Origin of the sequence: Rouxiella badensis (assembly GCF_026967515.2) — a bacterium.
GTDB classification, from domain to species: domain Bacteria; phylum Pseudomonadota; class Gammaproteobacteria; order Enterobacterales; family Enterobacteriaceae; genus Rouxiella; species Rouxiella badensis.
The window spans coordinates 3,858,628-3,872,620 of record NZ_CP114062.1 but is presented as its reverse complement, the minus strand read 5'-3'; the positions used below and the strand labels follow the sequence as shown (position 1 = coordinate 3,872,620).

Genomic DNA, 13,993 nt, shown 5'->3' with positions numbered 1-13,993 from the left:
ATGTCTCTCGCTAAAGCCTCTATTTGGACCGCCGGTTCGACGCTGATTAAAATCGGTGCCGGTCTGGTGGTCATCAAACTGCTTGCCGTCGCCTTTGGGCCGAGCGGCGTGGGACAAGCGGGGAACTTTCGTCAGCTGATTACCGTATTAGGCGTACTCTCCGGGGCCGGGATATTCAACGGCGTCACCAAGTATGTTGCTGAAAATCATCAGCATCCCGACAGGCTGAAAGCGGTGCTGGGGACTGCTTCGACCCTGATTCTCAGTTTCTCGACCCTGCTGGCGCTGGTGTTTCTGCTCGCCGCCGAGCCAATAAGCGTGGCGCTGTTCGGCCACGGCGAATACCAGTCGGTGGTGCGGGCGGTGGCGTTAATCCAGATGGGCATTGCCTATGCCAACCTGTTTCAGGCTATTTTAAAGGGCTATCGTGACGCGCAGGGTAACGCGCTGACGGTCATCGCCGGTAGCCTTATTGGCCTGCTGGCCTACTGGATTTGCTTCACAGTGGGCGGATATCGCGGGGCGCTGATGGGTTTCGCGCTGGTTCCGGCGCTGGTGGTGTTGCCCGCTGCCGCGATGCTGTTGCGCCGCCGCACGTTTGCGCTTAACTTTTTAACACCGAGCTGGGACAGCGAGCTGGCGCGTCATTTCGGCAAGTTTACCCTGATGGCGTTGATGACTTCGGTCACGCTGCCGGTCGCCTACGTCATGATGCGTAACCTGCTGGCGGAACGCGATGGATGGCAGGCGGTGGGGATTTGGCAGGGCGTGAGCAGTATTTCAGATGCCTACCTGCAGTTCATCACTGCCTCATTTAGCGTCTATCTTTTGCCGACGCTGGCGAGACTGACTGATAAAGAAGAGATAGCCAAAGAAATCATCAAGGCGCTGAAGTTTGTGATGCCGGTGGTGGCCGCGGCCAGCTTTACCGTCTGGCTGCTGCGTGATTTTGCTATCTGGCTGCTGTTCTCGCATCAGTTCAGCGCGATGCGCGACCTCTTCGCCTGGCAGCTGGTGGGGGACGTATTAAAAGTCAGCGCCTATATCTTCGGGTATCTGGTGATTGCCAAGGCATCGCTGCGCTTTTATCTGCTCACAGAGGTTAGTCAGTTTTTACTACTGACGCTGTTTTCCCATTGGCTGATCCCAATACATGGCGCACTGGGTGCCGCGCAGGCTTATATGGCGACCTACATTCTCTATTTTGCGCTGTGTTGTACCTTTTTTGTTATCTATCGTAGACGAGCATGACAACGCTGATTCACGTTTTGGGATCTGATATCCCGCACCATAATTCGACCCTGCTGCACTTCTTTAACGACGTGCTGGTTCCCCGTGTGCCGCGCGAAAGTGTGCGAAACTTCATGGTGGTAAGCCGTGACCCTGCCTTGCTGCCGGTTTTTGAACACCTTGATATTCAGACGCTGAGCGACAAGAAGTCATTGGCGCAGGCGGTGATAGCCAGAGCGCAGGCCGACAGAAACTGCCGCTTCTTTTTCCACGGCCAGTTTAATCCCGGCATTTGGCTCGCCCTGCTGAGCGGAAAAATCAAGGCGCGTCAGGTGTTGTGGCACGTTTGGGGTGCCGACCTCTATGAAACCTCGGGCAGCTTAAAGTTTAGAATGTTTTATTTGCTGCGCCGCCTGGCACAGGGCCGCGTTGGCCACGTTTTTGCTACCCGCGGCGATTTAGCCTATTACCGCCATCGTCATCCGCACGTCGCGTCATCGCTGCTCTATTTTCCGACCCGCATGGACCCCTCGTTGACGTTGGCCGCCGATGCGCCGCCTCCTGAAGGCATGCCTCGCGTACTGGTCGGCAATTCCGGTGACCCAAGCAACCTGCACATCGAGGCGCTTCACGCGCTGCATAAAGCGTGGGGAGCGGGTATCAAGGTGGTGATTCCAATGGGGTATCCGGCAAATAATCAGCCGTATATTGAGCAGGTACGCCGTGAGGCGCTCGCGCTTTTCCCGGCGGAAAACGTCGAGTTGCTCACCGAATCGATGGCCTTTGATGACTACCTGCAAATGCTCAAAGATTGCTCGCTGGGCTATTTTATTTTTGAAAGGCAGCAGGGGATCGGCACGCTTTGCCTGCTCATCCAGTTCGGTGTGCCCTTCGTGCTGAGCCGCAAGAATCCGTTTTGGCGCGACATGGCGAGTGAAAATCTGCCGGTGCTGTTTTATGGCGATCCGCTCGACGCCGCCACTCTGGCCGAGGCGCGCCGTCAACTGCTGGCCACCGATCGCCAGAAGATTCAATTTTTTAGCCCCAACTATATCGAGGGCTGGGTGCAGGCACTGGAAATAGCCACAGGAGTGGCATCATGACGCTGGCGCAGTTGGGCGGCCTGAGCGTCGTCTATGCTTTATCCCTGTTGTTTATTCTGACGCTGACCTATCTCGAGTTCCGCCGGGTTCGGTTCAGCTTTAACCTGTTCTTTTCCGTGCTTTATCTGCTGACCTTCTACTTTGGTTTTCCGCTCACCTGCCTGCTGGTGTTCCAGTTTGATACCGAGGTGGTGCCGGTGGCGTATCTGCTGCAGGCGATGCTGTCTGCGACCTGCTTCTATGCGCTCTACTATGTGGTGTACAAGACGCGGCTGCGCAAGGCGCGTGCGGGTCCGGGCCGCGAGGTGTTTGGCATCAACCGCGTCGAGGCGCATCTCACCTGGATAATCATGGCGCTGGTCGCCATCGTCACGCTAGGCATCTTCTTCGCCCACAACGGTTTCCTGTTGTTCAAGCTGACGTCTTACAGCCAGATCTTCTCGAGCAACGTATCGGGCGTCGCGCTCAAGCGCTTCTTCTACTTCTTTATTCCCGCGATGCTGGTGGTCTATTTTCTTAAGCAGAACAGCCGTAACTGGCTGTTATTCCTGGTGACTACCTTTGCCTTTGGTTTGTTGACCTACGTGGTAGTGGGCGGCACGCGTGCCAATATCATCATCGCGCTGGCTCTGTTCTTATTCATCGGCATTATTCGCGGCTGGATAACGCTGTGGATGCTGCTGCTGGCCGGTATTATGTCGGTGGTCGGCATGTTCTGGTTGGCGTTGAAGCGTTACAACCTCGACGTCAGCGGTCCGGAAGCGTTTTATACCTTCCTCTATCTGACCCGCGATACCTTCTCGCCGTGGGAGAATCTTGCGCTGCTGCTGCAAAACTACGACAAGATTCATTTCCAGGGGCTGATGCCGATTATCCGCGACTTCTACGTTTTCATCCCGAGTTGGCTGTGGCCGGGCAGGCCCTCAGCGGTCATGAATACCGCCAACTATTTCACCTGGGACGTGTTGAAAAACCATTCCGGGCTGGCGATTTCTCCGACGCTGATAGGCTCCTTGGTAGTGATGGGCGGCGCGAGCTTTATCCCACTCGGTGCGGTGGCGGTAGGGCTGATTATCAAATGGTTTGACTGGCTTTACGCTCTCGGCAAAAACGCCGCCAATCCTTATAAGGCCGCCATCCTGCAGAGCTTCTGTTTTGGTGCGGTATTCAATATGATCGTGCTGGCGCGCGAAGGTGTGGACTCGTTCTTCTCGCGGGTGATCTTTTTTGCCTTGGTGTTTGGCCTGTGCCTGATTGCCGCCAAGCTGTTGTACTGGCTGTTTGACGTGGCCGGATTGATAAAAGTGCGCACGCGGCGTTTCACCCACGTTGACCCCGTCGCGGTGGCTGAGCCGTACCTGCGCGATAAAGGATAATGATGGATTCGACTTCTGCTCCGCTCTCTATTCCCCGCTACAGCATTCGTGGCATCGATCTGTGGGGATTTCGCAACATGGACCAGTTTGGCGATTACCTGCTCTCCGAAGAGGGGGTTAAGGTCGGCACGCTGGTTGCCATCAACGCCGAAAAAGTGCTGACCGCCGAGCGCGACGCCCAGCTGCGCGCGCTCATCAAAGAGGCAGACTATAAATATGCCGACGGCATCAGCATCGTTAAGTCCATTCGCCGCAAATATCCCGAGGCGCAGGTTGAGCGCGTCGCGGGGGCAGACCTGTGGGAGGCGGTGATGGAGCGCGCCGGAAGACTGGGTACGCCGGTCTTTCTGATCGGTGGCCGCGAAGACGTTTTAGCAAAAACCGCAGACAAACTGCGCACGCGCTGGAACGTGAATATTGTTGGCAGCCAGAACGGTTTTTTCACCCCCGCCGATCGCGACGCGCTGTTTGCCCGTGTTAAATCCAGCGGCGCGAAGGTGGTAACGGTGGCCATGGGGTCGCCGCGGCAGGAAATCCTGATGCGCGACTGCCGTATAGTGTATCCCGATGCGCTCTATATGGGCGTCGGGGGGACCTACGACGTATTTATCGGCGCGGTGAAACGTGCGCCGAAGGCCTGGCAGAAACTCGGACTGGAATGGTTGTATCGCCTGCTCAAGCAGCCGAGCCGCCTGCCGCGTCAGCTCAGGCTGCTTAAATATTTGTTTTATTTCATCACCCGCCGCCTGTAAGTCACGCCCTGATGGCCCGCGATTTCGTTTGGGCCATCACAATTTGCCTTTGCCCTCCCGCCGAAATTTCGAACTGCTCCGCTATTTTGTCTATTCCCGTTTGCAACTGACTGCAAAATACGGAACCATACCGCCGTTTTATCTGCCCTGACCTTGGGAAACAACAATAATATTCCGGCAAACCCGGAAAAAAGAACAAACACAACATATTGAGAATCAGAGGACTTATGGCGAGTAGCGAAGAGAAAAAGGGGCTCCACCGAGGGTTGGAGGCGCGCCACATTGAGTTGATAGCTTTGGGCGGAACTATCGGGGTCGGACTATTCATGGGGGCGGCAAGTACGCTCAAATGGGCGGGGCCCTCCGTTTTGCTGGCGTATATTCTGGCCGGCGTTTTTGTGTTTTTCATCATGCGTTCAATGGGCGAGATGCTGCATCTCGAACCGGTGGCGGGATCCTTTGCCGTTTATGCCCATAAGTATCTGGGACCTTATTTCGGCTATCTGACCGCATGGAGCTATTGGTTCATGTGGATAGCGGTGGGGATATCGGAAATCACCGCCATCGGCGTCTATGCCCAATACTGGTTCCCGGAATTGCCCCAGTGGATACCGGCGCTGGCGGCCGTCGCCATTGTCGCCGCAGCCAACCTGGCCGCAGTAAAGCTGTATGGCGAGATGGAATTCTGGTTTGCGCTGATTAAGATAACTACCATCATTGTGATGATTGTTGTGGGTCTGGCGGTGATCTTCTTCGGTTTCGGAAATCATGGGCAGGCTATTGGCTTTGATAACCTGACCGTGCACGGCGGCTTCTTTGCCGGGGGCTGGAAGGGCTTCCTGTTTGCACTTTGTATCGTCGTCGCGTCCTATCAGGGCGTCGAGCTGGTCGGGATTACCGCCGGTGAAGCCAAGAATCCGCAGGTTACGCTGAAGCGTGCTATCAATAATATTCTTTGGCGTATCCTGATTTTCTACGTCGGTGCGATTTTCGTCATCATTACTATCTTCCCATGGAATGAGATGGGCACCCACGGCAGCCCGTTCGTGTTGACCTTCGCCAAAGTAGGCATCACTGCCGCCGCCGGTATTATCAACTTTGTGGTGCTGACCGCTGCGCTCTCGGGCTGTAACAGCGGTATGTACAGCTGTGGACGTATGCTCTACGCGCTGTCGCAAAATCGTCAGCTGCCTGCATTCTTGTCAAAAGTGTCGGCCAGCGGTGTGCCGGTGTACGGTATTGCGGTAACGATTCTGTGCCTGCTTGTAGGCTCGTGCCTGAACTACCTTATCCCTAACCCTGAGCAGGTTTTTGTTTATGTCTACAGCGCAAGCGTGCTGCCGGGCATGGTGCCGTGGTTTGTGGTGCTGGTAAGCCAGCTGCGTTTCCGTGAGGCGCATCGCGCCGCGCTGAAGAATCACCCGTTCAAGTCGATTATGTTCCCTTATACCAACTATCTGACGCTGGCATTCCTGCTTTGTGTGCTGGTGGGCATGGCAATTAACCCGGATACGCGCGTTTCTTTGCTTGTTGGCGGGATTTTTATTGCCGCTGTGTCACTTATTTATCTCGCGCTGGGGATGAATCGCCGTAGTCATTAAGGGTCTTGAAGGGTGAAAAGTACGGGTGGGGACCCTGAAATGCTTACTTTTAGTGCGTAATGGACAATTCGTAATCAAACGAAACTTTTTCAAAAAAAAGCACTAGACAGCATGACGGTTAAGCCGTAGTATCCCCACCCGCAACGGCGCTAAGCGCCCGTAGCTCAGCTGGATAGAGCGCTGCCCTCCGGAGGCAGAGGTCTCAGGTTCGAATCCTGTCGGGCGCACCATTGACCTCGGTTGGTTTTGCGCAAAGAGTTGCGGTGTTAGTTTCGGACGTGAAGTAAAGATACGATGGTGGCTATAGCTCAGTTGGTAGAGCCCTGGATTGTGATTCCAGTTGTCGTGGGTTCGAGTCCCATTAGCCACCCCACTTCTTCTTAATGAAGTGAGTGTGAGTAGTAAAGAGTAAACAGTTTTTGTGACAGTGCGAAGGTGGCGGAATTGGTAGACGCGCTAGCTTCAGGTGTTAGTGTTCTTACGGACGTGAGGGTTCAAGTCCCTCTCTTCGCACCACACGAAAGCGTTAAAACTCTGCACGTGACGGAAGACAGGTTGTAAAAGAAAGCAGTACATCGGCGAGTAGCGCAGCTTGGTAGCGCAACTGGTTTGGGACCAGTGGGTCGGAGGTTCGAATCCTCTCTCGCCGACCAATTCAAACAAAAAGCCCTGCAGAAATGCAGGGCTTTTTGTTTTCCGTTATTCCCCGTTTTGATTCCTTACCCTGCGGTACAGATCACAAAACACCCCCACCTAAAAACGTTATAACTCTTTGGCTAATAAGCACAGTTCATTTGAACGGAATCATGCGTGTCCGAAAAAAGCGATGCGCCGCCAAAGGGAATACTATGAAAATAACTAAAATCGGCCTGTTTACGGCCTGTACTCTGCTTTCTGCGCCCGCTTGGGCCGCGCCTCAGCTCAAAGATGCGGAATCTATCACCGCCGTTATCTCAGCCATGACGCCGGAAGAAAAGGCTGCGCTGGTTTCCGGCACCGGCATGAATAACGCGACCCACGTCGCGGGTGCCGCAGGTTCGACCTTTGCCATACCCAGGCTGGGTATTCCACAGATTGTTTTTGCCGACGGGCCGATTGGCGTCAGACTGGGCGCAGGCCCAACCGGCGGTGAAAAGCGCTTTGCTACTGGCTTCCCGGTTTCCGTGGCGATGGCCGCGACTTGGGATCCGGCACTCATTCAGCGCGTGGGCGGCGCGATAGGCGATGAAGCACGCGCCTATGGCGTCGATCTCATGCTCGGTCCGGCGATTAATATCCAGCGTAATCCACTCAATGGCCGCAACTTCGAATATTTCTCCGAAGATCCGTTGCTCAACGCGATGATAACCGCAGGCTATATCAAGGGTATGCAGGCAGAGGGGGTCGGTGCGGTGCTCAAACACTTTGCCGCCAACAATCAGGAAACGCGCCGCCAGACGGTAAATGAAATTATCTCGGAGCGCGCGCTGCACGAGATTTATTTCCCTGGCTTTGAATACGCAATGGAAAACGCTCAGCCTTGGGCGGTGATGAGCTCGTATCCTTCCATCAACGGAACGCCGTCGTCGCAAAACCCGTGGTTATTGAAAGAGGTTCTACGCAAGCAGTGGAAGTTTAACGGTTTTGTCATGTCGGACTGGTATGGCGTGACCGATCCGGTGCGTGCGCTGCTGGCCGGTAACGATCTCAATATGCCGGGCGGCTTGTCCAAAAAGGACACCCCTTTCCTGCGCCGCAATACCGACCCGAAAGACGTGGTGCTTGCGGCGCTGAAGTCGGGTGAGATTAGCCAAAACCAGATAGACGAGAATATTCGCAACATCCTCAACGTGGTCATTAAGACACAGCGCTTTAAAAATCCTTCCGCCGCAGCCCAGCCGGAGATGGCCGACCATGCGGCGCTGGCACGCGAGGCCGCCGCTGAGTCGATGGTATTGTTAAAAAATGAAGCGAACACGCTGCCCATTAAGTCCAACTTGAAGGTGGCTGCTTTTGGTCACAACGTTGAGAATTTTTACGTCGTGGGTGGCGGTAGCGCCGAGGTTAACATTGCCCCTAATCGCCGGGTAACGCTGCCGCAGGGGCTGAAAAATGCGGAACTGACGCTTATTGATGACGGTAAACAGGCGCTGGACGAGAACGCCAAAAATGACGCCATTGCCCACGCCGCGCAGCAAAGCGACGTTGCGATCGTCTCGATTGGTCGCAGCTCCACCGAGGGGGCCGACCGCTATTCAATGGCGATGCACGCCGACGAAATCGCGATGATAGACAATGTGGCGACGGCGTTTCACCAGCAGAATAAAAAGGTAGTGGTCCTGCTCAACGTGGGTTCACCGATTGAGATAGCCTCCTGGGAGGACAAGGTTGATGCAATTCTGCTGACCTGGCAGCCGGGCGAACAGGCGGGTAACGCAGTGGCCGATATCCTCACCGGCAAGGTCAATCCTTCTGGCAAACTGCCGCTCACGTTCCCTAAACGTCTCGAGGATTCCCCGAGCTACGGAAATTATCCGGGCAACGCCAAAACCGTTAACTACGGGGAGGGCATCTACGTCGGTTATCGCTATTATGATACGCGCCGCATCGCACCAATGTACCCGTTTGGTTATGGTCTGTCGTATTCTACCGTCCATTACGGGCAACTTACCCCGCAGAATTCACCCTTCAATATTGATAAGCAGGACGCAGTCGACGTCAGCATTACCCTAAAAAATACGTCCTCGGTGGCGGCTAAAGAGGTGGTGCAGCTTTACGTACATGATGATGCCTCGCGCCTCGACAGGCCGTTGCAGGAGCTTAAAGCCTTTGAGAAGGTGAGTCTGGCGGCAGGAGAGGAGAAGCGCGTCACTTTCAGGCTCGACAAGCGGGCTTTTTCGTACTTTGATGCCGACATGAATGCCTGGGTGCTGGAGCCGGGGCACTTCACGCTGCGCGTTGGCAGTTCGTCACGAGATATTCGCGCTGAGGCTCCGCTGAGGGTCATTTCTGCCACTCCGGCGTTCTCGTTTGCCACGCCGTGGATTGACGTCCAGACCTATGAAAAAGCGGCGACCATTGTGGCTGGCGTGATAGGTGACGATGAGACCAATGCTTGGATCCAGGGGAGTCCGACGCTGGGTGAGAAACTCGACGCGTCACTGAAGCTCAAGCCCGAATTGGCAACAGATGAGGCGAAAAGGCAAGCGGTTAAGCAGGAAATTCTCCAGCAGATCAACGCGTTGTAACCATTTGGCGACACATGCCAATAACACATTGTTTTATAAGTGAATTTTACTCTATTTTAGAACAGGTAATCGGTTATCTCTCCGGCGCAGGGTTTACCCTGTCGCCGGAGGGAGACATCCATCTCATTGTTTTAAAATGATATAGGGATTGCAGATCGAGACTGTCGTTTCCAGGCGACAGTCTCCGCAGAGGCTGCGGCCGTTAACGGGGTAATCCGCAGAGTATTTTTAGGCGCTGAAAAAAAAGATAAATTATTAATGTATTAAATCATGTAGTTAATTTTTATTTTTCAATTCTTTGTGGGTTTCTTAAAAACTGGCACGCCATATGCAATAATCACCCCGTAGATGCTCATTCCACCCTCTTATGATTGCGTAGCTTCATATACCTGGGAATGATGCAGAGCCAAATTACAGTGTCTCTTGTCTATCTGACCGATAACCTCAGGGTTATCAACCAGCAGGCAAAACGTTGAGTGTGACACTACCCCTGTTGTCTAAGACCTGATTGTTTTGACACTTGTCTCTCCGGCAAGTGTTTTTTTTTGCCTGCCGTCTGACGATAGCCAAAAAAAACGGCCCGCCTGAGGCGAGCCGTTGAGAGTAAAATCTGTTTAACTGACTATTATTGCTGAGAATTATTAATTGTCAGCATCAGGCCCTGATGGCGCATCTCGGCGGCTTCTGCCGGTTTGTGCAGCTTGTCGAGAGCATCGGCCAGCCAGGCGAAGTCATAGGCGTCAGGGCGCTGAGACAGCGCTTCCCGGAAGGCCTCGCTGGCCTGCAACCACTCACCGTGCTTCAACAAAATCTGGCCGAGCGTGCTGTTGAGCAGCGGCGTTGAACCGTTTTGCTTGATGGCCTGCCGCAGGAATTTCTCGAGCTGCTCAGGATTCCCGGAGCGCAGTTTAGGCATCATCGCGACCAAACGATCGTCATACTGACGCTTCAGGCCGTCGAGGATCACTTCCTGAGCCAAGTCGTGATCGTTGCACTTAATCAGATGGGCCGCCATCGCCACTTGCAGCGCGGGCTCATGGCGAGTTTTACGGCTCTGATTTTTCCACCAGCGCTTCAGACCTTCGCTGCCTTCTTCCGACATCAGCTGATTCATCATGCCGAGGTAGGCTTTTTCCTGAACCTGCTGGAGCTGCTCGTCGTCATAGATATTAGCTTTTGCCATCGACGGCAGAATTTCCAGTACCGACGCATAGGCACCGGTGCGCATATACGCCTGTTCCGCCAGTCTCAGGATCTCTGGATGGCGAGGCGACAGACCTATCAGGCGGTCAACGCCATGGCGCGCCGCGTGGATTTCGCCCTGTGCCAACTGAATACGCACGCGGGTGATATCGACCGGCAGTTGGTCGGTATCGGCAATTTCCGCCGCACGTTCGAGATACTGATTGGTGCGCACCTCGTCACCGCGCTGCGAGGCGGCCTCGGCAGCCAGCAGGTAATTAACCATGGGCTGTTCGGCGTGATCGGCATGACTGGCGAGCAGTTTTTCCATCTGACGATGGTCGCCCTCCGCCAGTTTGATCATCGCGCGCTGCGTCTGTCTGCGCGCCTTTGAACGTTTACGGCCGACAAACCAGCCGCGTGTACGCGCGCCAGTGTGGAACACGCGGCGCAGTACCCATTCAATGAAGAACAGCACCACAAAGAGCAGAATCGCCATAATCACCAGGCCGGTGACGCTGGTTTCAACGTTGTAGTTGTCGGTCTGGATCAACACATAACCCTGATGACCGGCCAACATTGGGCCAACGACAATCCCGGCGATAACGATCAGAAACAGTATGAGAACACGTAGCATGCGTTATTCCCCCTGTTTGGTCGTGGCGGCCGGCTGTTGAAGCAGATTACGCACGCGCGTCTGCATCAGTTTTTCCAGCATCGGCTGGCTTTTCAGCTGGTCTGGAACGTCCATGGAAACAGACTGTTGGCTCAGATTGTCCAGATCGGCAAGGAACGCCTTGGTGGTTGGATCAGTGGTATCGAAATAGGCGCGAACCCAGGTCTCCACCGTTTCCAGCGACTGTTTGTAGATTTCATTCTGGTGGCGCGGTACCGCCTGTGCGGCAATCAGCAGACGAGAGCGGATATTCTCACGCAGATAGATGTCCTGATTCGGTGCCAGCAGCGGCTCGGCGCTGGTGTCGCGACGACGAATGGTGATGAAGTCGGACATGAAGTTGTGCCAGCTCTTGCTCAGGTTCTGACGCCATTCGGTCAGGGAGCCTGAAAGCTCACCGCTGTCGCTGTCCATCGGCGAATCGTCGGTGTCGTTATCCGCCAGACGCAGGTTATCGACCTGATTTGAAAGCTGATTAACCTTCAGGATGATGCCATCGAAGTCAACCTGCGTAACCACAGACAGGCTGCCGATGTCTTCATTAATGGCCTTGCGCACGTCAATCAGGCTTGGGTCATTCATGTCGGCCAGGCTGGCATCGGCGCTTTTCAGCAGCGCAGCAGCGGTGGTGACATCCTGATCGCTCCACAGTTTTCTTCCCGCCAGTTTGACCAGGAAGTCGGCCTGAGAAAGCATCCAGGTTTTGGCGTCGCTGCCTGAAATACTGGCGACTTTATCCTGCAGTATGTTCAGCTGACGGCCGAAGGAGGCCTGCTGGTTTGAGGCTTCCTGCAAGGATTTACCCTGTTGGTCGAGCAGCGAGTCGATCTGTTGTTTGTCCTGCTGCTGGCTATTTTTAAGCTCGGCAAGCTGGGCCCGCAACGCTTCATTGGCGGAAGCTTCCGCCTGGGCCTGTTGGTGTCCGTGATAATAAATGCCTGCACCCAGCGCAATCACCAACACAATGGCGATCGCACCCAGTACAGGACCCGTACGTCTTTCCTTTTGTACGGTTTCACGAGAAGCGGTATCTGGCTGTTGGGGGCTCTCAACCGCAGTATAAGTTTCATCAACCTTTGCGGAAGGATTTTTTTGTTCCGTCATCTGGGCACATCCCTTAGTCAGGTTATTTTAATGCACGGATCAGCGCATCATTATCTGCGTTCTCTGCAACCCTAATAGATTGCCAGCCAAGTTGGCGGGCAAGGGTCGCCAAACGTTCACTTACCACTATCAATGTACAGCTTAAAAGCCAGGTAGTTCGATAGTAATCAGGAACTAACGTATATAACTGTTGTAACATTTCTCCGCTGGTGACGACCAGAGTATTTACCCCTGCACGCTGCCAGCTGGAGCTTTGCTCACTGCCGTCATAGTGAAGCGGGCTGCGTCGATAACATTCACAGTAGGTAATGTTTACGCCGCGCTCTTTCAGCGTGTCGGCCAGCAGTTCGCGACCGCCGTTGCCGCGCAGTATCAGGGCATTGCGGCCTTTGAGGGACTGAAGGGCGGGTAGCTGGAGCAGCGTTTCGCTGGTTTCACCGTCTTGCGGATAGACAATAGGCAGGCTGGTGGCGCGATGCATCAGCAAACCGGTTGTTCTTCCAATAGCATAATAGCTTACAAAATCAGGCCAGTGTTGCGCATGTTGACGCAGTGCGCGGTCGGCGTAGTTCACCGCGTGCTGAGAAAGGACAAAAATAAGGTCCTGCGGCACCAGTGAGGCGAGCATGCCGGGCAGCGCGGTAAGCTCGCTTCCCGGTGCAAACTCTATCAACGGCGAGTGATAGGCAACCCTGCCCAGCTGGCGCAGCCGGGCGACAAGCTGTTCTCCTGAAGGAGAGGGGCGGGTCACCAGGATAGTCATTTCGGTGCGTTGCCCTGGTAGACTTCCTGCAGGATTTCACGCGCGCCGCCGTTCAGCAGTTCTTCGGCCAGGCTAATGCCCATGCTTTCTGCTTCAAAGGCGGGACCGCGACGTTCGCCGCGAACCATCTGGCTTCCGTCCGGCGCGCCAACCAGCGCACGCAGCCAAAGCGTATCGCCTTCCAGTTCGGCGTAGCTGCCGATAGGCACCTGACAGCCGCCCTCAAGTCGGGTGTTCATCGCGCGTTCGGCGATAACGCGCAGCGTGGTTTCGCTGTGTGCCAGCGGAGCAAGCAGTTCGCGGGTGCGCACGTCGTCAAGACGACATTCAATCCCCACCGCGCCTTGTCCTACGGCAGGCAGGCACTCTTCCGCCGACAGTGCCGCCGTGATGCGAGACTCCAGGCCTAAACGTTTCAACCCGGCGACGGCCAGAATAATGGCGTGGTAATCACCGTTATCGAGTTTGGAAAGACGGGTACCCACATTGCCGCGCAGGTCGCGGATTTGCAGGTCAGGACGCTGTTGGCGCAACTGACATTGGCGTCGCAGGCTTGAAGTGCCCACGATGCTGCCCGCTGGCAGGTCAGCGAGGCTGGCAAACTGGTTAGAAACAAAGGCGTCGCGTGGGTCTTCGCGTTCGCAAATGGTCACCAGGCCGAGACCTTCCGGAAACTCTACCGGCACGTCTTTCATTGAATGCACGGCGATGTCGGCGCGGCCCTCGAGCATGGCCAACTCTAATTCTTTAACGAACAGGCCTTTACCGCCCACTTTCGCCAACGGAGTATCGAGAATAATGTCGCCTTTGGTCACCATAGGCACTAATTCAACCTGCAAATCAGGGTGAAATGCCTTGAGCTGACTTTGAACATAATGTGCCTGCCACAGCGCTAAAGGACTCTGACGTGTGGCAATTCGGATGATTTTGTCTACCATGATTTTTACCGTTTTTCTATATTGCGGACCATCCTACCACC

Annotated in this window: 10 protein-coding genes and 4 tRNA genes; 10 read left to right on the top strand and 4 right to left on the bottom strand. The window is 54.8% G+C overall.

The genetic code is table 11. The features are described from left to right. The 10 genes from wzxE (at position 1) to O1V65_RS17805 (ending at position 9,289) form a co-directional block, all read left to right on the top strand. Positions 1–1,251 carry a lipid III flippase WzxE gene (gene wzxE / locus O1V65_RS17850; RefSeq protein WP_165429862.1) on the top strand — a complete coding sequence of 417 codons (1,251 nt, stop codon included), beginning with the start codon at positions 1–3 and terminating at the stop codon, positions 1,249–1,251. Further along, on the top strand, positions 1,248–2,333 hold the full coding sequence (locus O1V65_RS17845) for a TDP-N-acetylfucosamine:lipid II N-acetylfucosaminyltransferase (RefSeq protein WP_192504303.1): 1,086 nt from the start codon (positions 1,248–1,250) through the stop codon (positions 2,331–2,333). The genes wzxE and O1V65_RS17845 overlap by 4 nt, the downstream gene beginning before the upstream one ends. Next, positions 2,330–3,709, top strand: coding sequence for an ECA oligosaccharide polymerase (wzyE, locus tag O1V65_RS17840; RefSeq protein ID WP_017492518.1), 1,380 nt, complete (start codon positions 2,330–2,332; stop codon positions 3,707–3,709). Before O1V65_RS17845 ends, wzyE begins: the two co-directional genes overlap by 4 nt. A gap of 2 nt (positions 3,710–3,711) precedes the next feature. Continuing rightward, on the top strand, positions 3,712–4,461 hold the full coding sequence (wecG, locus tag O1V65_RS17835) for a lipopolysaccharide N-acetylmannosaminouronosyltransferase (RefSeq protein WP_017492519.1): 750 nt from the start codon (positions 3,712–3,714) through the stop codon (positions 4,459–4,461). Between the two features lie 227 nt (positions 4,462–4,688). Continuing rightward, on the top strand, positions 4,689–6,062 hold the full coding sequence (gene thrP, locus O1V65_RS17830; protein WP_165429860.1) for a bifunctional threonine/serine APC transporter ThrP: 1,374 nt from the start codon (positions 4,689–4,691) through the stop codon (positions 6,060–6,062). A gap of 153 nt (positions 6,063–6,215) precedes the next feature. After that, a tRNA-Arg gene (locus tag O1V65_RS17825) sits at positions 6,216–6,292 on the top strand. Positions 6,293–6,359: 67 nt separating this feature from the next. Next, positions 6,360–6,435: transfer RNA gene (locus tag O1V65_RS17820), tRNA-His, on the top strand. Between the two features lie 56 nt (positions 6,436–6,491). Continuing rightward, positions 6,492–6,578 (top strand) — tRNA-Leu (locus O1V65_RS17815). 60 nt (positions 6,579–6,638) lie between these two features. Continuing rightward, positions 6,639–6,715 (top strand) — tRNA-Pro (locus O1V65_RS17810). 195 nt (positions 6,716–6,910) lie between these two features. Beyond that, positions 6,911–9,289 carry a glycoside hydrolase family 3 C-terminal domain-containing protein gene (locus O1V65_RS17805; protein WP_269129911.1) on the top strand — a complete coding sequence of 793 codons (2,379 nt, stop codon included), beginning with the start codon at positions 6,911–6,913 and terminating at the stop codon, positions 9,287–9,289. A gap of 625 nt (positions 9,290–9,914) precedes the next feature. Here O1V65_RS17805 and hemY read toward each other — a convergent pair. Genes hemY through hemC form a run of 4 tightly spaced genes read right to left on the bottom strand, consistent with a single transcriptional unit; the run spans position 9,915 to position 13,952 of the window. Further along, the gene (gene hemY, locus O1V65_RS17800; protein WP_017494351.1) at positions 9,915–11,108 is read right to left on the bottom strand and encodes a protoheme IX biogenesis protein HemY; all 1,194 of its coding nucleotides are present in this window, start codon (positions 11,106–11,108) and stop codon (positions 9,915–9,917) included. Positions 11,109–11,111: 3 nt separating this feature from the next. Continuing rightward, positions 11,112–12,251: a uroporphyrinogen-III C-methyltransferase gene (gene hemX / locus O1V65_RS17795; protein ID WP_269129910.1), complete on the bottom strand. Its 1,140-nt coding sequence runs from the start codon at positions 12,249–12,251 to the stop codon at positions 11,112–11,114. A 22-nt stretch (positions 12,252–12,273) separates the two neighbouring features. Continuing rightward, entirely contained in the window at positions 12,274–13,014 is a 741-nt protein-coding gene (hemD, locus tag O1V65_RS17790) for a uroporphyrinogen-III synthase (RefSeq protein WP_017492339.1), read from the bottom strand. Next, on the bottom strand, positions 13,011–13,952 hold the full coding sequence (gene hemC / locus O1V65_RS17785) for a hydroxymethylbilane synthase (RefSeq protein WP_017492340.1): 942 nt from the start codon (positions 13,950–13,952) through the stop codon (positions 13,011–13,013). The genes hemD and hemC overlap by 4 nt, the downstream gene beginning before the upstream one ends. Positions 13,953–13,993 lie beyond the last annotated feature (41 nt).